This is a genomic window from Micromonospora radicis (assembly GCF_003583405.1).
In the GTDB taxonomy this organism is placed as follows: domain Bacteria; phylum Actinomycetota; class Actinomycetes; order Mycobacteriales; family Micromonosporaceae; genus Micromonospora; species Micromonospora radicis.
This window is the reverse complement of record NZ_QXEC01000012.1, coordinates 72,841-92,608: the sequence shown is the minus strand read 5'-3', so window position 1 is coordinate 92,608 and position 19,768 is coordinate 72,841. Positions and strand designations below refer to the sequence as shown.

The window sequence follows — 19,768 nt, the reverse complement described above, 5'->3', positions numbered from 1 at the left end:
TACACCGATACGCTGCTCAGCGTTATCGTCGCAGACACAAGGAGTTCCTGTGACCAGGCGTGGACTTCATCGCCTCATCCGGCACCCCGGTCCCCGGCGCAAGGCCGTGGTCCTCGGCGCGCTCGGCGTCACGGTCGTGCTCGGGCTGACCGCGACCATGGTGCCCCTGTTCGCCGCCGACGACCTGTCGGTGCCGGTGGTCGCCGATACCACCGCCACGTCGGTGGCGCAGGATGGCGACAACAGCGTCAAGACGACCCTGGCCACCTGCCCGGCACGGTGCGACGGGAACCCGCGTGGCGGTCGGGACGCGGTGCTGGCCTTCATGGTGACGTCGCTGCCGGCGAACGCGGTGAACGTCCGGGCGACCCTACGGGTGCACGCCTGGCAGGCGTTCAAGGCCACGGTGAGCGCCCACGCCTCCGCGCTCGACGCGACCGCGGTCCGGCCGGCGCCGGAGCGGGTCAGTTCGGCCCTGGACGCGGTGACGGCGGTCGGCAAGGGTTTCAACGAGTGGGACGTCTCCGGGTTGGTCACCGGCAACGGCATCTGGACGATGTCGCTGGCCCAGGCCGGTCTGGACACCCGCATCTACTGGGCGTCGGGGGAGAACGGTAACTCGGCGCTGCGGCCCAACCTGGTGCTCAGCTACGACCTGGGTGGCCGTCCGTCGCCGCCGCCGCCCAGCGCCACGTTGCCGCCCACGGCCGCGCCGACGACACCGCCGGCCTCGCCGAGCGCGTCGCCGACGGTACGTCCCACGCCCGCCCGGCCGAGCCCCACGACGACCACTCCGCCGCCGGCCGGCTCGGGCAAGTGCGGCACCGTCTCGGAGAAGCTGGTGCCGTCCTGCGGCGCCTGGTGGGGGATGTACTCACCGACCAATCCGGCGACCTGGGACCACGGTCGGGCGATCACCGACGTCGAGGCGCAGGTGGGGCGGAAGTTCGACGTGGTGCACCGCTACCACGACTTCTCCAACAACGGCAGCAACGGTGCCTTCCCGGATTCGTTCCAGCAGGAGCAGATGCGCGACGGACGGCTGATGTTCTTCGCCTGGGAGAGCCGGGTCTTCTCCTCCGGAACGGTGCTGACCTGGAAGGACGTCTACAGTGGCCGGTACGACCAGGTCATCGACGACGTCGCCGGTCGGATCCGGGCGGTCGGACGGCCGGTCTTCATGGGATTCGACCACGAACCGGAGGACGAGCCGGCCAAGGGTAGCGACGCGGACTTCGTCCGGGCCTGGCGGTACGTGCACGACCGGTTCGCCGCGGCCGGTGCCCGCAACGCGGTCTGGGTGTGGACGATGATGGGTTGGTCCGGCCACTACCAGCGGTACGCCGGGCTGTACCCCGGTGACCGGTACGTCGACTGGGTGGCCTGGGATCCGTACAACTTCCACGTCTGCAACGGCAGCACGGTCTGGAAGAGCCCGAGCACCACCATCGGATCCTTCTACCGCTGGCTGGACGAGCAGGGCATCGGCGCGGGCAAGCCGCGGATGCTGGCCGAGTTCGGCACGAACTTCGACATCGACGATCCGAATGCGAAGCGGCGTTGGTTCGAGGAGTTCCCGGCGGCGTTGAAGGCTCACCCGAAGATCAAGGCCGCGATCTACTTCAACTCGGCCGGCGTGACTACGACCACCAAGAACTGCAACATGACGATGAACCACGACGCGGCGGCGCTGGCCGGGTTCGCGGCCGCCGGACGGGACAGCTACCTGCGGCAGCCCACCGGAGGGAGCCGCTGAACGGAGATTCGGCAGAACGAGTCCGCGGCACATCGGTGGCTGTCGGCAATCCGATCGCCACCGGTGTTGTCCGCTAACGGATTCACTGACCGCCCAATCGGCGGATGTCGCCCTGCGGGGTGGACGGGATTAGGCTACGGCGATCCCGTCCACTCTGGAGGCGCAGCGTGCCCATAATCTCCTTCCAGTGGCGACCTACCCGTAGACGTCGAGTCCGGGCCGGTGCCGTCGCGCTGGTGACCATAGCGGCCGTGCTGGCCGTACCCAATGCGGCCGACGCGGCCGTGCTACCGGTGCCGGAGACCGGCACCGTGGTGTCGGCGAACCCGGCCGACCAGACCCCGCACGCCCGTGACGGTGAGACCCGCGCCTTCGCGCAGGTGGGTAACACCGTCTTCGTGGGCGGCAGCTTCACCCAGATCCGGCAGACCGCCACCACGGCCTGGATCACCCAGCGCTACCTGTTCGCGTACGACCGGACCTCCGGCACCATCTCCACCAGCTTCCTGCCGGTGCTCGACGGTGCGGTCAACTCCCTCATCGCCGGCCCGGGCGGGACGCTGATCGTCGGCGGCGCGTTCAAGAACGTCAACGGGGTGGCCCGCCGGAACCTGGTCGCCCTCGACCCGGCCACCGGCATGATCATCGAGAGCTGGGTCGGCCGCTCCGACGGCGGCATGATCCGCGACATGGTGCTGCACGGCAACGACCTCTACCTGGCCGGCGCCTTCAACTGGATCAACGGCACCGCGCACTCCGGACTGGCCCGGCTCAACGCCAGCACCGGCGCGATCGATCCGACCTTCAACATCAACGCGACCGTGGGCCGACACGACACCGGCTCGTACGCGTGGGCCATCGACGTCACCCCGGACGGCAGCACGATGGTCGCCGGCGGCAACTTCATGTTCGTCAACGGCCTGTCCCGCAACCAGATGGCGCTGATCGACCTGACCGGCACGCCCAGCGTGCTCGACTGGAGCACGGAGAAGTTCGTACCGCCGTGCGTGGCACCGGCGACCTTCGTGCACTACGTGCAGGACGTGCGCTTCGGCGGCAACGGCGACTGGTTCGTCGTCGGCACCAACGGCGGCTCCGGCTGGCCGGCCGCCTACTGCGACGCGCTGGTCCGGTTCGAGACCGCCGACCGCGGGCCCAACCAGCTCGGTACCTGGGTCGCCTGGACCGGCAACGACACGATCACCTCGGTCGAGGTGGCCGACAACATCATCTACCTCGGCGGGCACTTCCGCTGGCTGAACAACCCCAACGCGCACGACGCGGCCGGCCCCGGCGCGGTCGACCGGCTCGGCATCGCCGCGGTCACCCCGGCCACCGGCATGCCGGTCAACTGGAACCCCGGTCGCCGCGGCGGCAGCGCGCTGCCCTCCGGCGCCAGCAACTGGGGCTCGCAGGTGCCGGTGCTCTGGCGGGGCACCGACGGGCTCTACTTCGGGCACAACTCCGACGGCATGGGCAACGAGTACCACGGCCGACTCGGCATGTTCCCGATCGCGGGTGGTCGTACGATCACCCCGCGGAACCCTCCGACCGGAACCACCGGCTACCTCTACCTCGGTACGGGTGAGGGCGAACTGGCCAAGGTGCCGTTCGACGGCACCAGCATCGGCACGCCGAGCACGGTGAGCCAGCCGAACTACACCGGTGCCGGTGCGACCTGGCGGGTGAGCGACCGGATCTACTGGTCCCGTACCGTCAGCGGCACGCCCACCGGCAGCCGGATCGACATCTCCATGTTCAACGGTGCCGCGATCGGGGTGCCCTGGGAGTCCTCCGGCTACAACGACTGGTACAACCCGGCGAACCTGACCGGCGCGTTCTTCCTCGACGGACGGCTGTACTACACCCGGACCGGCGCCAACCAGCTCTACTACCGGTACTTCGAGGTGGACGGCAACTACCTCGGCGCCACCGAGTTCACCCTGCCCACCACCGGTGTCACCTGGTCGGCGGTACGCGGGATGGCCTGGGTCGGCGGCAACATCGTGTACGGCCACACCGACGGAAGTCTGCGCAGCGTACCGTTCGACCCGACGGCGGCGCCGGCGGTCAGCGGCGCGGCGAGTACGGTGATCGCGCCGGCTGGCGGAGGATTGACGTGGTCGACGCCGCGAATGTTCTTCTCCGTGCAATAGGGGTGTGCCCGTTGTAGCGCAAGCTCGGTAACTTGTGGAGATCGGGCCGGCGACGGACTTCCGTCGCCGGCCCGATCGTCGGGTGGAGTCCTTCCACCCTTTCCGGTACCCGCGATGTTCACGTTCGACACGTAGCGACGGTGGCTCATGACTGATGCACAGCCCGGCAACTGGCCCGGCGGCGTGGCCGCGGCCCGGACGGTCACCCTGACCGATCTGTTGCGGGTGCCGCTGCATCGAATCCGGCTGGTGGCCGCGGTTTCGGCGCTGGGGCTGGCCGCCGCCCTCGGGTACGTCCTGCTGGTTCCCGGCGCGGTCACCGCGAGCGCGGTGGTGGCGGTCCGCCCGGTGGTCACCGACGCCTTCACCCCCAGCGGGGCGGCGGCCGACCGGGCGGTGAACATGAACGTGGAGAGTGGCATCGCCACCGGCACCGACGTGGTGCAGCGGCTCGCCGAGGCCGGCGGCCGGGATCCGCGCGACGTGCGGGACGCGCTGGACGTGGAGGTGCCCGCCGGCGGCCAGATCCTGCGCTTCACCTACTCCGCGGGCACCGCCGAGTCGGCGGTGGACAGCGTCAACCTCGCCGCCCAGTCGTACCTGGACGTCCGGCGGGCCATGTACGAGCGGCAGCGGGAGGAGATGCTGCGTTCGTACGACGAGAGCATCGAGAAGGTCGCCGCCCAGCAGACGGCCCTGCAACGGCGGGTCGCCAACGCCAGCGGCGGCGCCCGGGACGCGGCGGTCGCCGAACTCGCCGGGGTCAACAACCAGCTCACCCAGCTCAGCTCCGCCCGCACGGAGATCGCCGCCGTCGACGTCAACCCGGGCTGGGTCACCCAGTCCGCCGAACGGGCCCTGGTCCGCTCGGGCGGTCGGGGCCCGCTCTACGTGGTGGCCGGGGTGCTCGGCGGTGTCCTGCTCGGAATCGTGCTCGCCTTCGCCTGGGAGTCGATGGACCGGCGGACCCGGTCGGTCGACGACGGACGGGACGCCACCGGCCTGCCGCTGCTCGGCACCGTCCGCGGCCGGGGCCTGCGCGGGCGGCGCACCGCGGTGGACGCGGACATCCGGTACGTGGCGATGGCCATCGCCGAGCGGGTCCGCGAACCCGCCCGGGTCGCGCTTCTGACCACCCGGGAGGATCAGTCCAGCCTCACCGCCGGCCTGGCGGTGGCGCTCGCCGCCACCGGCCGGGACGTGTACGTCGCCGACGACAGCGGCCGGCTGGACCGGTTGCGCGCCACGGTGATGACCGACCGGGGTCGGCTGCCCGCAGCGGTGAACCCGGCCCGGCCGGTCATCCCGAAGCCCCGCCCGGACGGCTCCGGCTCCGTCGACGACATCACCGAGCAGATCACCGTACGGCGACCGTCCCCGCGTCCGGCCGCCGCCCGCGTACCGGCCGATCCGGAGGCGACCATGATGCTGCCGCGGATGGCCAGTGGCGCGCCGGCCAGCGGGCAGAGCAGCGTCGCCGAGCGGGCCGACGAGGTGCCGGTGGGCGCGGGAACCGTCCGCTTCGGCACCTGGCGGCAGCGCGCCGCCCAGGGCACCGTGCTGTTCAACGCGCCGCCGGCCGAGGCCGACGAGCGGGGTGTGGCCGCCGCCCGGCAGGGCACCGCGGTGGTGGTGATCGAACAGGACCGGACCCGCCAGGACGACCTCCGCCGCCTGGCGGAGCGGCTGCGTGCCGCGGGGGTCGCCCCGCTGGGGTTCATCCTGACCCGCAGCGGCCGGGGGTGACGCGTGCCGGTCCTCAGCCCGCCGTCGGTCAGCGACCCGGCCGGCGCCTCCGCCGCGCCGGACGCGCGGCTGGCCCCGGCGCCGCTGCCCCGGCTGCCGGTGTGGCCGCTGACGGTGATGTTCGGCCTGGTGCCGGTCTGGTGGCTGGCCGGGGCGTTCTACCTGGGCTGGTCGTTGCTGGGCGCGGTGCTGCTGGCGCTGCTGCTGGTCCGGGGCCGGGTGCCGCTGCCGCCGGGCACCGGGATCTGGCTGCTCTTCCTGGCACTGGTCATGGTCAGCGCCACCCAGTTGTCGACGGTCGGTTCGCTGCTCGGCTTCGGCCTGCGCCTCGGCTTCTACGTCACCGCCCTGGTGGTCGGCGTCTACGTGTACGCCGTCGCCCGGCAACGCGCGGACCTGTCGGCGCTGCTGGTGCCGCTGTGCCTGTTCTGGTTCGCGCTGGTGGCGCTCGGCTGGCTGGGTGTGGTGATGCCCCGGTTCACGCTCGGCACGCCGATGGAGATGCTGCTGCCGGGTGGCATCGCCGGTAACCCGTACATCCAGGATCTGGTGCGGGTCGGGGCCAGCGAGTTCAGTGCCCGTTCGCTGAACCCGATCTACCGGCCGTCGGCACCCTTCCCGTACACCAACAACTACGGCAGCGCGTACGCGATGACACTGCCCTGCGTGGTGGCGTTCGTCATGCTGCGGCGGCGGGGGCTGCTGCGCTGGGCGCTGATCGCCTCGCTGCCGCTGTCGCTGGCACCGGCCTTCCTCACCCTCAACCGGACGATGTTCGTCAGCCTCGGCGCCGGTCTGCTGGTGCTCGGTCTGCGGGCCGCCCGCCGGGGCAACGTCCGGGTCGGCGCCTCGGTGGTCGGCGTGCTGCTCATCGGCGGGCTCGCCACCCTGGTCATCCCGGTCGCCGAGCTGATCGACAACCGGGTCGAGTCCAGCGACACCAACAGTGACCGCTTCGCGCTCTACGGCGAGGTGCTGCGGCGCGTCGCCGAGTCGCCGTGGCTCGGGTACGGCGCCCCGGCCAGCGTCGACACCATCAGCGCACCGGTGCCGGTCGGCACCCAGGGTCAACTGTGGATGGTGCTGTTCAGTCACGGCGTACCGGCGCTGTTGTCCTTCCTCGGCTGGTTCGCGCTGGTTGCGGTGATCTGCGCCCGGGTCCGGTCGGCGCCGGGTCAGTGGCTCGCGGTGCTACCGGTGGTGTGTCTGGTGCAGATGCCGTTCTACGGCATGGCCAGCCCGAACCTCTCGGTGGCGTTCTTCGCCATCGCCCTCACCATGGCCCTGGTCGAGCGGGAGACCCGGCCCGTCGGGCCGGTGTTGCCGCGCCCGGCGCCGCGACCGGAGGTGGCGTCCGGATGACCGTACCCACCCGGCCGCCGGCCGATCCCGCCACCGGCGCACCGTCCGACCGGGACGTCGCGGCGACCGAGGCCCGCCGCGGGGCACGCAGTGGTGTCGCCGGGCTGTTCGGCGCCGCCGTCAACGGGTTGATGGGCTTCGTCCTGGTGGTCGTCATCACCCGCGGCTACGGCACCGAGGGATCCGGTGTCTTCTTCGCGGCGATCGGCGTGGTGACGGTGGCCGCGGCGCTCTGCGTGCTGGGCGCGGAGACCGCCCTGATCTGGAGTCTGCCCCGACGGCGGATCGGCCCCGACGGTGACGCCGCCCGGTTGCTGTCGGTCGCGCTGGTCCCACCGTTGACGGCCGGGCTCGCGGTCGCGGCCGTCGGGATGCTCGCCGCCGAACCGCTCGCCCGTCGGCTGTTGGACGGCTCCGGTACCGACGGTGCCACGTTGCTGCGCCTGAGCTTCGCCGCGGTGCCGGTGGTGGTGGCGATGACCCTGCTCTTCGCCGTGCTGCGCTGCGTACGGTCGATGCGGGCCTACGTGGCGGTGCAGTCGGTCCTGCTGCCGACCGTCCGACCGGTGCTCGTCGGTGCGGCCGTGCTGGCTGGCGGTGGACTGCTCGCCGGGCTGACCGGCTGGCTGCTGCCCGCGCTGCTGGCCATGCTGCTCACTCTGCTGCTGGTGGCCGGGCCACTGGGGATCGGCCGGGGAGCGGGCCTGCGGGCAGGGCGGGCCGAGTGGTCGACGTTCTGGCGGTTCGCCCTGCCGCGGGCCGCGTCGGCGGCGATCGACGCGGGCGCCGTCTGGGTGGGGGTGCTGCTCACCACGGTGCTCGCCGGGCCGGCCGACGCGGGTGTCTTCGGTGCGGTGAGTCGATACATCCTCGCCGGGCAGCTCGCCATGCAGGGGTTGCGGGTGGCGGTGTCGCCGCAGCTGTCCCGGCTGTTCGGCGCGGGGCGTCCCGGCGCGGCGGCCGCGCTGCACCGGCAGTTGACCACCTGGGCGCTGGTGCTGTCCTGGCCGGTGTACCTGCTGCTCGCGGTCTTCGGGGCGGGTTTCCTCGAACTGTTCGGCGCCGGGTTCGCCAGTGGTGCCACCGCGATGACCGTGCTGGCGGTGGCGATGCTGGTCAACACCGGGGTCGGCAACGTGCAGAGCCTGCTGTTGATGAGTGGGCGCAGCGGGCTGCACCTGGCGGCCACCGTGGCCGGGCTCACCGTCACCGTCTCACTCGGTCTGTTGCTGATTCCCACGTACGGCGCGACCGGAGCGGCCTGTGCCTGGGCGGCGGGCATCGTCACGGAGAACGTCACCGCCGTGGTCTGCGCCCGGGTCGTCGTCGGGCAGCCGTTGGCCGACGCGCCGATGCTGCGCGCCGCGCTGGTGACGGCCGGTGGCGTGGGTGTGGCCGCGGTCGCCGGTCTGCTGGCCGGCGGCCGGGGCATCGTCGGCCTGGCGGTGGCGCTGGCCGTACTCGCTGTCGGTTGCGTCGGCTTGCTGACGCTGCCCCGGGTGCGACGTGGCATCCGGGCGACCATGGTGCAGATCCGTGGCGGGGCGCCGGCGAGCGTCCCGCCACCACCGTCGAAGGGCAGGTGAGTTGGTCGTGTCATCCCTCCGCGACCGGGTCAAACAGTTGGTGCCGACGCAGATGACGAACCGGGTGCGGGAGAGCCTCGTCGACTACGGGGTACGCACCAGCGATCGTCGGCCGCTGCCGGACTTCCTCATCATCGGCACCAAGCGGGGTGGCACCACCTCGCTGTGGAACTACCTCATCCAGCATCCGCTGGTGCCCCGGCTCTTCCCGGCCTGGAACACGAAGTCCTCGCACTACTTCGAGGAGAACTGGGGCCGGGGCGAGGCGTGGTACCGGTCGCACTTCCCGACCCGCCGCCACCGGGAGGCGTTGGAATCGCGCCACGGCGGCCCGGTACGGGTCGGTGAGGCCGCGCCGCTGTACATGTTCCACCCGCTGGCCGCGCAGCGGGTCGCGGCGCTGCTGCCCGAGGTGAAGCTGGTCGTGCTGCTGCGCGATCCGGTGGAGCGGGCGTACTCGCACTGGAAGGAACGGCGTACCAACGGGGTGGAGCCGCTGGACTTCGCCGCCGCGTTGGCCGCCGAGCCGGAGCGTACGGCGGGGGAGCGGGAGCGACTGGTCGCCGAGCCGGAGTACTTCAGCGAGCGCTACGACTGGTACACCTACCGGGCCCGGGGTCGCTACCTGGAGCACCTCGAACCGTGGCTGGCCCTGTTCGACCGGTCGCAGCTGCTCTTTGTGCCCAGCGAGGAGCTGTACCGTGACGCCCGGGCCACCTATCAGCGCACCCTGGACTTCCTCGGTCTGCCCCCGTTCGACCTGCCGGACTTCAAGGTGTACAACGACCGGCGGTCGGCACCGCTGGAACCGGCGTTGCGGGCCGAGCTGACCGAGTACTACCGCCCGCACAACGAGGCGTTGCGGCAGCGGCTGGGGCTGCGGCTGGACTGGCCGGACCGGGTGGCGTGACCGGATGAGCGAACGAATCGCCGGCATCGAGGGCGGCAGGGTGGGTGTGCCGACGTCGGCCGACCCGCGTACCCGCGACGACGGGCTGGGCTGGGTCACCCGGGCGGTCTTCGGTGACCGGCGGGTCGTGGCGACGATGGACGCTCGGGTGCCCGACGGGCACCGGGTGGTGGCCCGCTACGCGATCGTCGCGTCGGTGGACCGGGCGCGGTTCCTGCTGCCGTTGGGTTCGGCGCGGGCCACGGCGGCGGCGCTACTGGCGTACAACGCGTTGCGGCCGACGAAGGTGCGGGCCGCACGGGCCGTGCTCGGTGTGGCGGCCCGCCTCGGTCTGCTCGCCCGCGCGCCGTTTCCGGTGCTGACCGTCGCCGTACCGGCCGGGGTCGACCCGGCCGAGGTGCTGCTGGCCGAACGGCTCGCCGCCGACCTGTCCGGTGGGCCGACGTACGCCGCCTGCGGGGTACGTCCGCCGGACCCGAACCACAAGCCGACGCTGCAACTGTTCGACCGGGCCGGTGCGCCGCGCGGATACGCCAAGATCGGGTGGAACGACGCGACCCGGTCCCTGGTCACCACCGAGGCGGCCGCGCTGCGCGAACTGTCCACGGTGGCCGGTGTGGCCGGGCACCCGGGCACACCGCGGCTGCTCGCCGAGACCCACTGGGCCGGGCAGGTGGTCGCGCTGGTCGAGCCGTTGCCCACCGGGGTACGCGGGCTTCCGGCCGACACCGCACCGCAGGTGGACGCGCTGCTCGCGGTGGCCCGCCGGGGTCGACCGGCGGCGACGCCGCGACCGCTGGTCGGCTCGCCGTTCCTGGCCCGGCTGACCGCGCAGGCGCAGCGGGCCGCCGCCACCGATCCGGCCGGCGCCCGGGCGCAGACGGCGGTCGCCGAGCTGGTCCGCCGGCACGGCGACGTCGCCGTGGAGTTCGGCCACTGGCACGGCGACTGGGTGCCGTGGAACCTGGGTCGGCACGCCGGTGCGTTGATCGCCTGGGACTGGGAGCACAGTGGCCCGGACGTACCGGTCGGGTTCGACCTGGCCCACGACGCGTTCCAGCGGTCCCTGGTGGTGCGGGGCGAGTCGGCCGCCGTGGCGGCCGAACAGGTGCGACGGTGGCTGGACCGGTACGGCGACCGGCTGGGCCTGGACCCGGCCCGCCGGGCCCTGGTGGCCGATGCCTACCTGGTGGAGATGTGGTTGCGGACCTGGCGGCTGGCCGACGCCGGAGCCGGCTGGAATCCGGCGTTGCATCCCGCATTGCTGGACGTCGTGGAAAACCGACAGGGCGGCTGATGTGTACGACCCGTCGGCCGGTCCACAGTGGGCGGCGGGTGCAGGACCTGATCGTCGTGGAGACACAGCGAACTTGTGGGGAGTCGCGTGGACAACACCATCGAGGAGACCGTGGGACAGCCGGTGCTGCTGCTGGTCGGATCCAGCGGCGGGCACCTGGCCCAGTTGCTGGCCCTGCGCCCCTGGTACGAGACCTGGCGTCGGTGCTGGGTCACCTTCGACACCCCCGAGGCGGTGTCGCTGCTGGCCGGCGAGGAGGTGATCCCGGCCCACCACCCGACCACCCGCAACGTCCGCAACCTGTTGCGCAACACCCTGTTGGCGGCCCGGGTGCTGCGTCGGCGGCAGGTCGCCGCCGTGGTCACCACCGGGGCCGGTGTCGCGGTGCCCTTCGTCGTGCTGGCCCGGCTGCGCCGGATCCCGACCGTCTACATCGAGGTCTACGACCGGATCGACACCCCGACGCTGACGGCCCGGCTCTGCCGCCCGTTCCTGTCGGCGATGCTCGTGCAGTGGGAGGAGCAGCGTCGCCAGTACCCGGAGGCCACCGTCGTGGGGACGCTGCTGTGAGCATCCGACTGCTGGCCGCCGTCGGCACCGACAAGCATCGCTTCGACCGGCTGGTCGAGTGGCTCCGGCAGTGGCACGACGAGGTGCCCGGCGCGGTGGCGCTGACCGTCCAGCACGGGCACACCCCGGTCACCGGCCTGCCCGACGCGGTGCCGTTCCTCGGCCACGCCGAGTTGCAGACCGCGATGGCCCAGGCCGACCTGGTGGTGTGCCACGGTGGTCCGGCGACCATCCTGGAGGCCCGCCGGCACGGGCACCTGCCGATCGTGGTGCCCCGCGACCCGGCGCACGGCGAGCACGTCGACGACCACCAGCAGCTGTTCGCCCGCCGGCTCGGCGCCGCCGGCCTGATCGTGCTCTGCGAGTCGCGGCAGGAGCTGCGCGACGCCCTCGACGCCGGCCTGACCGATCCCGGGCGGTACGCCGTGACGGTCGACGCCGCCGCGGCCGACGGCCAACGGGCCGCGGTGCGGCGGGTGGGTGTGATCGTCGAGGAGTTGGTGGCCGTCGCCGCGCAGCGACGCCGCCGCCCATGGTGGCGGCCGCGGCCCGCGACCGACCCGAACGGAAGGCGGAACCGATGACGTCCTACCCGAGCGTGAGTGCTGTCGTGCCCACCCGGGACCGTCCCGAACTGCTGCGGGCCGCGGTGCGGGCCATCGTCGCGCAGGACTATCCGGGGCCGGTCGAGACGGTGGTGGTCTACGACCAGTCCGAGCCGGACCCGGCGCTGACCGAGCTGTCCGGCCCGGACCGGCCGGTGCGGGTGGTGACCAACACCCGCACCGCGGGGCTGGCCGGGGCCCGCAACTCGGGCACCGTGGCGGCCACCGGTGAACTGGTCGCGTTCTGCGACGACGACGACGAGTGGCTGCCGGGCAAGCTCCGAGCCCAGGTGGACGCGCTGGCCGCGGTGCCCGGTGCGGACTTCGTCAGCTGCGGCATCCGGGTCGACTACGACGGGAACACCGTCGAGCGGGTGCTGGAGCGGGATTCGGTCAGCCTGGCCGACCTGCTGCGGGACCGGATGACCGAGCTGCACCCGTCGACCTTCCTGATCCGGGCCGCCGCCCTGCGCGACGGGTTCGGACTGGTCGACGAGGAGATCCCGGGCAGCTACGCCGAGGACTACGAGTTCCTGCTGCGGGCGGCCCGTAGCGCCCCGCTGGTCAACCTGCGCACCCCGTACGTGCTGGTGCGCTGGCACAAGCGGTCGTACTTCGCCCAGCGCTGGGACACCATCTCCGAGGCGTTGCAGTGGCTGCTGGAGCGCTATCCCGAGTTCGCCACCCAGCCGGCGGGGGAGGCCAGGGTCGCCGGGCAGATCGCCTTCGCCCGAGCCGCCTCGGGTGACTCCCGGGGCGCGCTGCGCTGGGCCCGGCGCACCATCCGCCGCAACCCTCGGGAACCGCGCGCCTACCTGGCCCTGGCCGTGGCCGGCCGGGTGGTCCGCGCCGACGCCGTGCTGCGCACCCTGCACAAGCGTGGTCGCGGCATCTGAGCCGAGCGACCCGCCCGCACCCGGACCACCACCGCCGAACCGACCGACCGCTTCGAACGAAGGACCAGACCTCGATGGCACTGCACTCGCTCAGGTTCCGACTCGTCGACTCGCCCAACTCGTACGGCGCCAAGCGGCGGGCCCGGCGCGCGGCGTGGCTCTCGGACACCTTCCCGAACCTGGCCGAGATGAGCGTGCTCGACCTCGGCGGCCGGGTCGAGAGCTGGACCAAGGTCCCCGTCCGCCCGGCCCGGGTGCATGTGGTCAACCTGGAGCCGCTGCCGACCGAACTGCCCGACTGGGCCGAGGCGGACCACGCCGACGCCTGCGAGCTGCCGAAGGAGATCCTGAACCGGCGTTACGACCTGGTGTTCAGCAACAGCGTCCTCGAGCACGTCGGCGGGCACGAGCGGCGGCGCCGGATGGCGGAGGCGATCCGGGAGCTGGCACCCGCGTACTGGGTGCAGACCCCGTACCGGTACTTCCCGGTCGAGCCGCACTGGGTGGCGCCCGGCATGCAGTTCCTGCCGGTGTCGGCGCGGGTGGTGATGGCCCGCAAGTGGCCGCTGGCGTACACCCCGGGCAAGTCGTACGAGGCCGCCATGCGGCAGGTGCTGACCACGGAACTGATCGGCCGCGCCGAGCTGCGTTACCTCTTTCCGGAGGCGACCATCCGCAGCGAACGCCTGCTCGGGCTGACCAAGTCGATCATCGCGGTCCGGACGGCGTAGCGGACGGCGCCGGGTCGCCGTCCGCAGGGCGGGACGCGGCGGGCGGTGCGCGGCGGTGGACACCGGGCGTGACAGACTCATGGCTGTGTTGCGCTGGCTGACCGCAGGGGAATCGCACGGACCCGCCCTCGTCGCGTTGCTGGAGGGGGTGCCGGCCGGGATCGAGGTGACCACCACCGAGATCGCCGGCGAGTTGGCCCGCCGCCGGCTCGGCTACGGCCGAGGCGCCCGGATGTCCTTCGAGCAGGATGAGATCGAGGTTGTCGGTGGTCTGCGGCACGGGGTGACGCTGGGTAGCCCGGTCGCCATCCGGGTCGGCAACTCCGAGTGGCCCAAGTGGCAGACCGTGATGGCCGCCGACCCGGTCGCCGCCGACGAACTGGCGCGGCAGGCCCGCAACGCGCCGCTGACCCGGCCCCGGCCCGGTCACGCCGACCTGGCCGGCATGCAGAAGTACGGCCACACCGACGCCCGGCCGATCCTGGAGCGGGCCAGCGCGCGGGAGACCGCCGCCCGGGTGGCCGTCGGCACGGTGGCCAAGGCGCTACTGCGGCAGGCACTCGACGTCGAGATCGTCTCGCACGTGGTGGAGTTGGGCCCGGTCGCCGCCAAGCCGGGGCTGCGGCCCCGGCCGGAGGACGCCGAGCGGATCGACGCCGACCCGTTGCGCTGCCTCGACCCGGAGGCCAGCGCCCGGATGGTCGCCGAGGTCGACGCGGCGAAGAAGGCCGCCGACACCCTCGGTGGTGTGGTCGAGGTGCTGGCGTACGGCGTGCCGCCCGGTCTGGGTAGCCACGTGCAGTGGGACCGCAAGCTGGACGCCCGGCTGGCCACCGCGTTGATGTCGATCCAGGCGATCAAGGGTGTGGAGATCGGCGACGGCTGGCAGCAGGCCCGCTCGCGCGGATCCGAGGCACACGACGAGATCATCCCCACCGCCACCGGCGTACGGCGGGTCACCGATCGGGCCGGTGGCCTGGAGGGCGGCATCACCACCGGCGAGCCGCTGCGGGTGAAGGCGGCGATGAAGCCGATCTCCTCGCTGAACCGGGCCCTGGCCACCGTCGACATCACCACCGGTGAGCCGGCCACCGCGATCAACCAGCGTTCCGACGTGTGTGCGGTACCGGCCGCCGCGGTCGTCGCTGAGGCGATGGTGGCGCTGGTGCTGGCCGAGGCGGCGGTGGAGAAGTTCGGCGGCGACTCGGTCACCGAGATCCGCCGCAACCTGGCCGGCTACCTCGACGCGCTGGTGATCCGGTGAGCGCTGCCACCCGGCCGGTCTGCGTGCTGGTCGGCGCGCCCGGCTCGGGCAAGACCACCGTCGGGCAGTTCCTCGCCGCGGAGTTGGGCGTGGAGTTCCGGGACACCGACGCCGACATCGAACGCCTCGCCGGCAAGCCGATCCCGGAGATCTTCGTCGACGAGGGCGAGGACCACTTCCGGGCCCTGGAACGGGCGGCGGTGGCCGCCGCGCTGGCTTCCTGCGCCGGGGTGCTCGCCCTCGGCGGCGGCGCGGTGCTGGCCGAGGAGAACCGGGCCGCGCTGGTCGGGCACCGGGTGGTGCACCTGTCGGTCGAGCTGCCCGACGCGGTGAAGCGGGTCGGTCTCGGCGCTGGGCGGCCACTGTTGGCGATCAACCCGCGGGCCACCCTCAAGCACCTGATGGAGCAGCGGCGCCCGCTCTACGCCGAGGTGGCCACCGCGACGGTGGTGACCGACGGCCGCACGCCGGAGCAGATCGCCGCGGAGATCATCCCCCTGCTCAAGGGGTAGGGAAGCGTCCCTTCCCCACGCCTCGGGTAGCGCCGGGGGCCCTTGCCGACACCACCGTCCCACCCGCCCGGGCCGGGGTCGGGCGAGCGCCGAGGTTCGTCCTTGGCGTGGCTGCCCGTTCACGAGGCGGTAAACCCGTGTTCCAACCATCGGGCGCACGGTGGGCGGAACCGGTCACCGCGGGTACCGGTGGACTAGGCTCCCGGCGATGGACGAGGTGACCCGGATTCCGGTCGGCGGCGAGCGGCCGTACGACGTACTGGTCGGCCGTGACCTGCTGGACACGCTGCCCGGCCTGCTGCCCGGCGCCGGCCGGGTGGCGGTGCTGCACGCCCCGCCGCTGAAGGAACTGGCCGAGGCCGTCGGTGCCCGGCTCGGCGCCGCGGGGATGACCCCGCTGCCGATCGAGGTGCCCGACGCCGAGGCGGGTAAGCACGTCGACGTGGCGGCGGACTGCTGGGACCGGCTCGGTGACGCCGGGTTCACCCGTACCGACGCGGTGGTCGGGATCGGCGGCGGTGCCGTCACCGACCTGGCCGGGTTCGTGGCGGCCTGCTGGCTGCGCGGGGTGCGGTGGGTGCCGGTGGCCACCTCGCTGCTCGGCATGGTCGACGCGGCGGTCGGTGGGAAGACCGGCATCAACACCGCGGCCGGCAAGAACCTCGTCGGTGCCTTCCACCCGCCGGTCGGGGTGCTGGCGGACCTCGGCACGCTGGACACGCTGCCCCCGGCCGATCTGGCCGCCGGCCTGGCCGAGGTGGTCAAGTGCGGGTTCATCGCCGACCCGGTCATCCTCGACCTGGTGCAGCGGGATCCGGCGGCGGCCACCGACTCGACCGGGCCGCTCGCCCGGGAGCTGATCGAACGGGCGATCCGGGTCAAGGCCGACGTGGTCGCCGGTGACCTGCGGGAATCGGGCGTACGGGAGGTGCTCAACTACGGGCACACCCTGGCGCACGCGATCGAGAAGGTCGAGGGGTACCGCTGGCGGCACGGCGATGCGGTCGCCGTCGGCCTGGTGTACGCCGCCGAACTGGCCCGTCTCGCCGGTCGGCTGGACGCGGCCACCGCCGGCCGGCACCGCGACGTGGTGACCGCCCTCGGGCTGCCCACCGAGTACCCCGCCGACGCCTGGCCCCGGCTGCTGTCGGCGATGCGGGTGGACAAGAAGGCACGTGGCAACCGGTTGCGTTTCGTGGTGCTCGACGGGCTGGCCCGGCCGGCGCTGTTGGAGGGCCCGGACGACGACCTGCTGCACGCCGCCTACGCGGCGGTGGGTTCGCAGCCGGCGCCGGGGGGTGGCGCCGCGTGAGGGTGTACGTGCTCAACGGGCCGAACCTGGGTCGGCTCGGTACCCGTCAGGTCGACGTGTACGGCGCGACCAGTTACGCCGACCTGGTGACCTCCTGCGAGTCCACCGGGCGGGAGCTCGGCCTCGACGTGGTCGTCCGGCAGACCGACGCCGAGCACGAGCTGATCGGCTGGCTGCACGCCGCGGCCGACGAGCAGGCGGCGGTGGTGCTCAACCCGGCGGCCTGGTCGCACTACTCGATCGCGGTACGGGACGCCTGCGCGCTGCTGCGGGCGCCGCTGGTGGAGGTGCACATCTCCAACATCCACGCCCGCGAGGAGTTCCGGCACCACTCGGTCGTCTCGGCCGTGGCCACCGGGGTGATCTGTGGTCTCGGCGTCGACGGCTACCGGCTCGCCCTGCACCACCTCGCCACCCGTCTCAGCCAGGGGGTCTGACGTCCGCCGGTCGCCGTACGACACCTCCGGCGGCGACGGGCAGCGGATGCCAACGAGGTCCGGCGAAGGTCCGGCGAAGGCGGCCCGTGACGGCGGCGGGCGGCGGGTTCGGTGGTGGCTAGTAGACTTGCTGGGTCTGTCCGCCAAATGACGATCAAGGCAGGAAATGGCCACCACCAACGACCTGAAGAACGGCCTGGTACTCAACCTCGACGGGGAGCTCTGGTCCGTCGTCGAGTTCCAGCACGTCAAGCCCGGTAAGGGTGGTGCGTTCGTGCGTACCACGCTGAAGAACGTGCTCTCCGGCAAGGTCGTCGACAAGACCTTCAACGCGGGCACCAAGGTCGAGACCGCGACCGTGGACAAGCGCACCATGCAGTACCTGTACGCCGACGGCGAGGACTACGTCTTCATGGACATGGAGACGTTCGACCAGATCACCGTGCCCGGCGGGACGGTCGGCGAGGCGGCGAACTACCTGCTGCCCGAGGCCGAGGCGATCGTCGCCACCCACGAGGGGGTGCCGCTCTACGTGGAGCTGCCGACCTCCGTCGTGCTGGAGGTCACCTACACCGAGCCGGGTCTGCAGGGTGACCGGTCCACCGGCGGCAACAAGCCGGCGACCGTGGAGACCGGTGCGACCGTGCAGGTGCCGCTCTTCATCACCACCGGTGAGAAGATCAAGGTCGACACGCGCGACGGCCGTTACCTCGGCCGCGCCTGATGGCCGAGGGTCCGAAGCAGCAGATGCCGGCGCGCCGCAAGGCGCGCAAGCGGGCGCTGGACGTGCTCTTCGAGGCCGACCTGCGTGATCGTCCGCCGGTCGAGGTGTTGGCCGGCTACCTCGAACGGATCGAGAAGCCGCACCCCGACCACCTGGGGTACGCGGTCGGCCTGGTCGAGGGGGTGGCCGGTCACCTGGACCGGATCGACGAGCTGATCTCCAGCTACGCCGAGGGCTGGACACTGGACCGGATGCCGGTGGTCGACCGCAACCTCGCCCGGATCGCGGTCTACGAGTTGCTCTACGTCGACGAGATCGACGACGCGGTGGCGATCAGTGAGGCCGTCGAGCTGGCCCGGCAGATGTCGACGGACGACTCCCCCCGCTTCCTCAACGGCCTGCTCGGCCGGATCGCCGAGTACGCGACCCGCTGACCAGGCGCCGAAGCGCCGACGAAGGGCCCGTGCCGGACGGCACGGGCCCTTCGGGTGAAGCTCAGGAGGCGAAGAACGCCCGCGGGTCGGCGACCAGCACGCCGTGCTCGGTCAGCCGCTCGATCAGGCCGGACGGCGAGGCGTCGTAGACGATCGCCAGGGCACGCAGGTCGTCGGCGCGGATCGAGAGCACCCGGCCGTTGTAGTCACCGCGCTGCTGCTGGATGGCGCGGGCGTACCGGGCGACGTAGGCGAGATCCTCGCTGGCCTCGTCGTAGAGACGCTCCAGGTCCAGGACGATCTTGCTGGTCGGCTCGTGCCGCACTCCGCTGCCGTCGGGCAACAACTCCGAGACCGGTACGCGGTAGAACTCGGCCAGCTCGGCCAGGCGGGACACCGTGACGGCGCGGTCGCCGCGCTCGTACGAGCCGACCACCACCGCCTTCCATCGCCCGTTCGACTTCTCCTCCACCCCCTGCAGGGACAGGCCCTGCTGCTGGCGGATGGAGCGCAGACGGGCGCCCAGAGACTTGGCGTATTCAGAGGGCATTCGGACACTCCCAGTGCTGCTCGGGGTTCTCCCAGCGATCGCTACGGAGCGTGACGGTACGGGGATTCGTACACGTGGTCAAGTGGTCGTTGCCGACGGGTGGGACACGGCGGGGGAGTTGTACCGTTTCGCCCGCTGAATCGATGTTCCGCCGATGCGGACGGCAACGTGGCGTGAGCCACCGTGCCCGACCGTCCTCAGGGCGGCGACCACTGGTAACGTGACCGCAGCCCGCGGCCGGGCGCCTACGGCCGGCCGGGAGGATCCGACATCCTTTAACGACCCGTCCCGTGAGGCGGGGAAGGAGGTCCGCCGTGGCCTACCCAACGGCTGCCCACTCGTCGCCACCGCGACAACCCTCGGTGAAGGTGATCCTGAGCAGCGTCGACGTCCAGCGCGTCGTCGACCGGATCGCCCACCAGATTCTCGAGAAGACCCAGGGCGCGGCCGACACCGTGCTGCTCGGTATCCCGACCCGCGGCGTCCCGCTCGCCCAGCGGCTGGCCGCCCGGATCAACGCCTTCGAGGGCATCTCCGTGCCGGTGGGCGTGCTCGACATCACACTGTACCGCGACGACCTGCGGCGCAACGCCACCCGTGCGGTGGGCCCCACCCAACTGCCGCCCGACGGCATCGACGGCATGCGGGTGATCCTCGTCGACGACGTGCTCTTCTCCGGCCGCAGCGTCCGCGCCGCCCTCGACGCGCTGGGCGACCTCGGGCGTCCGGCCTTCGTGCAGCTCGCCGTGCTGGTCGACCGGGGCCACCGGCAGTTGCCGATCCGCGCCGACTACGTCGGCAAGAACATCCCGACCGCGCTCGCCGAGAGCGTGAAGGTGACCCTGGCCGAGACCGACGGCAGCGACGAGGTCCGGCTCTACGGTGAGGTAGCCCGGTGAGTGCGAGGAGTGCAGCGCAGC

Annotated in this window: 19 protein-coding genes; 18 read left to right on the top strand and 1 reads right to left on the bottom strand. The window is 72.2% G+C overall.

Annotated elements, in window-relative coordinates; genetic code table 11:
* Nucleotides 1-49 precede the first annotated feature (49 nt).
* The 17 genes from D2L64_RS14560 to nusB all read left to right on the top strand — a co-directional run bounded on the left by D2L64_RS14560 (nt 50) and on the right by nusB (nt 18,298).
* On the top strand, nt 50-1,756 hold the full coding sequence (locus D2L64_RS14560) for a glycoside hydrolase (protein ID WP_119576585.1): 1,707 nt from the start codon (nt 50-52) through the stop codon (nt 1,754-1,756).
* A gap of 236 nt (nt 1,757-1,992) precedes the next feature.
* The gene (locus tag D2L64_RS14555; RefSeq protein WP_233558954.1) at nt 1,993-3,912 is read left to right on the top strand and encodes a delta-60 repeat domain-containing protein; all 1,920 of its coding nucleotides are present in this window, start codon (nt 1,993-1,995) and stop codon (nt 3,910-3,912) included.
* Between the two features lie 147 nt (nt 3,913-4,059).
* The gene (locus tag D2L64_RS14550; RefSeq protein ID WP_119576579.1) at nt 4,060-5,658 is read left to right on the top strand and encodes a YveK family protein; all 1,599 of its coding nucleotides are present in this window, start codon (nt 4,060-4,062) and stop codon (nt 5,656-5,658) included.
* A gap of 3 nt (nt 5,659-5,661) precedes the next feature.
* Complete coding sequence (locus D2L64_RS14545) at nt 5,662-7,020, top strand: O-antigen ligase family protein (protein ID WP_119576576.1); 1,359 nt, start codon at nt 5,662-5,664, stop codon at nt 7,018-7,020.
* Nucleotides 7,017-8,606 carry a lipopolysaccharide biosynthesis protein gene (locus D2L64_RS14540; RefSeq protein ID WP_119576573.1) on the top strand — a complete coding sequence of 530 codons (1,590 nt, stop codon included), beginning with the start codon at nt 7,017-7,019 and terminating at the stop codon, nt 8,604-8,606. Before D2L64_RS14545 ends, D2L64_RS14540 begins: the two co-directional genes overlap by 4 nt.
* Nucleotides 8,607-8,613: 7 nt before the next feature.
* Complete coding sequence (locus D2L64_RS14535; protein ID WP_119576841.1) at nt 8,614-9,516, top strand: sulfotransferase domain-containing protein; 903 nt, start codon at nt 8,614-8,616, stop codon at nt 9,514-9,516.
* A gap of 4 nt (nt 9,517-9,520) precedes the next feature.
* The gene (locus tag D2L64_RS14530) at nt 9,521-10,813 is read left to right on the top strand and encodes a hypothetical protein (protein ID WP_119576570.1); all 1,293 of its coding nucleotides are present in this window, start codon (nt 9,521-9,523) and stop codon (nt 10,811-10,813) included.
* Nucleotides 10,814-10,900: 87 nt separating this feature from the next.
* Entirely contained in the window at nt 10,901-11,383 is a 483-nt protein-coding gene (locus tag D2L64_RS14525; RefSeq protein ID WP_119576567.1) for a glycosyltransferase family 28 protein, read from the top strand.
* Between the two features lie 2 nt (nt 11,384-11,385).
* Entirely contained in the window at nt 11,386-11,967 is a 582-nt protein-coding gene (locus D2L64_RS14520; RefSeq protein ID WP_119576838.1) for a glycosyltransferase, read from the top strand.
* Nucleotides 11,916-12,884, top strand: a complete 969-nt coding sequence (locus D2L64_RS14515; protein ID WP_407663103.1) for a glycosyltransferase family 2 protein — start codon at nt 11,916-11,918, stop codon at nt 12,882-12,884. Before D2L64_RS14520 ends, D2L64_RS14515 begins: the two co-directional genes overlap by 52 nt.
* A gap of 74 nt (nt 12,885-12,958) precedes the next feature.
* Nucleotides 12,959-13,615, top strand: a complete 657-nt coding sequence (locus D2L64_RS14510) for a class I SAM-dependent methyltransferase (protein WP_119576564.1) — start codon at nt 12,959-12,961, stop codon at nt 13,613-13,615.
* An 85-nt stretch (nt 13,616-13,700) separates the two neighbouring features.
* Nucleotides 13,701-14,879 (top strand): chorismate synthase, encoded by a 1,179-nt coding sequence (gene aroC, locus D2L64_RS14505; RefSeq protein ID WP_119576561.1) that lies wholly within the window; start codon nt 13,701-13,703, stop codon nt 14,877-14,879.
* Nucleotides 14,876-15,391 (top strand): shikimate kinase, encoded by a 516-nt coding sequence (locus tag D2L64_RS14500; RefSeq protein WP_119576558.1) that lies wholly within the window; start codon nt 14,876-14,878, stop codon nt 15,389-15,391. The genes aroC and D2L64_RS14500 overlap by 4 nt, the downstream gene beginning before the upstream one ends.
* Nucleotides 15,392-15,599: 208 nt before the next feature.
* Nucleotides 15,600-16,703 carry a 3-dehydroquinate synthase gene (aroB, locus tag D2L64_RS14495; protein ID WP_119576555.1) on the top strand — a complete coding sequence of 368 codons (1,104 nt, stop codon included), beginning with the start codon at nt 15,600-15,602 and terminating at the stop codon, nt 16,701-16,703.
* The gene (gene aroQ, locus D2L64_RS14490; protein WP_119576552.1) at nt 16,700-17,140 is read left to right on the top strand and encodes a type II 3-dehydroquinate dehydratase; all 441 of its coding nucleotides are present in this window, start codon (nt 16,700-16,702) and stop codon (nt 17,138-17,140) included. The genes aroB and aroQ overlap by 4 nt, the downstream gene beginning before the upstream one ends.
* 166 nt (nt 17,141-17,306) lie before the next feature.
* Entirely contained in the window at nt 17,307-17,864 is a 558-nt protein-coding gene (gene efp / locus D2L64_RS14485) for an elongation factor P (protein WP_119576549.1), read from the top strand.
* Nucleotides 17,865-17,887: 23 nt separating this feature from the next.
* On the top strand, nt 17,888-18,298 hold the full coding sequence (gene nusB, locus D2L64_RS14480) for a transcription antitermination factor NusB (RefSeq protein ID WP_199714535.1): 411 nt from the start codon (nt 17,888-17,890) through the stop codon (nt 18,296-18,298).
* 61 nt (nt 18,299-18,359) lie between these two features.
* On the opposite strand, the gene bldD is transcribed toward nusB, so the two are convergent.
* Nucleotides 18,360-18,848, bottom strand: coding sequence for a transcriptional regulator BldD (gene bldD / locus D2L64_RS14475; protein ID WP_007458348.1), 489 nt, complete (start codon nt 18,846-18,848; stop codon nt 18,360-18,362).
* Nucleotides 18,849-19,162: 314 nt separating this feature from the next.
* Between bldD and pyrR the strand changes: the two genes are divergently transcribed.
* Nucleotides 19,163-19,747 carry a bifunctional pyr operon transcriptional regulator/uracil phosphoribosyltransferase PyrR gene (gene pyrR, locus D2L64_RS14470; RefSeq protein ID WP_119576543.1) on the top strand — a complete coding sequence of 195 codons (585 nt, stop codon included), beginning with the start codon at nt 19,163-19,165 and terminating at the stop codon, nt 19,745-19,747.
* Nucleotides 19,748-19,768: the final 21 nt, after the last annotated feature.

Coding starts and splice junctions, on each gene's coding strand:
- D2L64_RS14510 (WP_119576564.1), top strand. CDS start 12,959: ATGGCACTGCACTCGCTCAGGTTCCGACTCGTCGACTCGCCCAACTCG.
- aroB (WP_119576555.1), top strand. CDS start 15,600: ATGGACGAGGTGACCCGGATTCCGGTCGGCGGCGAGCGGCCGTACGAC.
- efp (WP_119576549.1), top strand. CDS start 17,307: ATGGCCACCACCAACGACCTGAAGAACGGCCTGGTACTCAACCTCGAC.
- D2L64_RS14530 (WP_119576570.1), top strand. CDS start 9,521: ATGAGCGAACGAATCGCCGGCATCGAGGGCGGCAGGGTGGGTGTGCCG.
- bldD (WP_007458348.1), bottom strand. CDS start 18,848: ATGCCCTCTGAATACGCCAAGTCTCTGGGCGCCCGTCTGCGCTCCATC.
- D2L64_RS14515 (WP_407663103.1), top strand. CDS start 11,916: ATGGTGGCGGCCGCGGCCCGCGACCGACCCGAACGGAAGGCGGAACCG.
- D2L64_RS14540 (WP_119576573.1), top strand. CDS start 7,017: ATGACCGTACCCACCCGGCCGCCGGCCGATCCCGCCACCGGCGCACCG.
- nusB (WP_199714535.1), top strand. CDS start 17,888: ATGCCGGCGCGCCGCAAGGCGCGCAAGCGGGCGCTGGACGTGCTCTTC.
- D2L64_RS14550 (WP_119576579.1), top strand. CDS start 4,060: ATGACTGATGCACAGCCCGGCAACTGGCCCGGCGGCGTGGCCGCGGCC.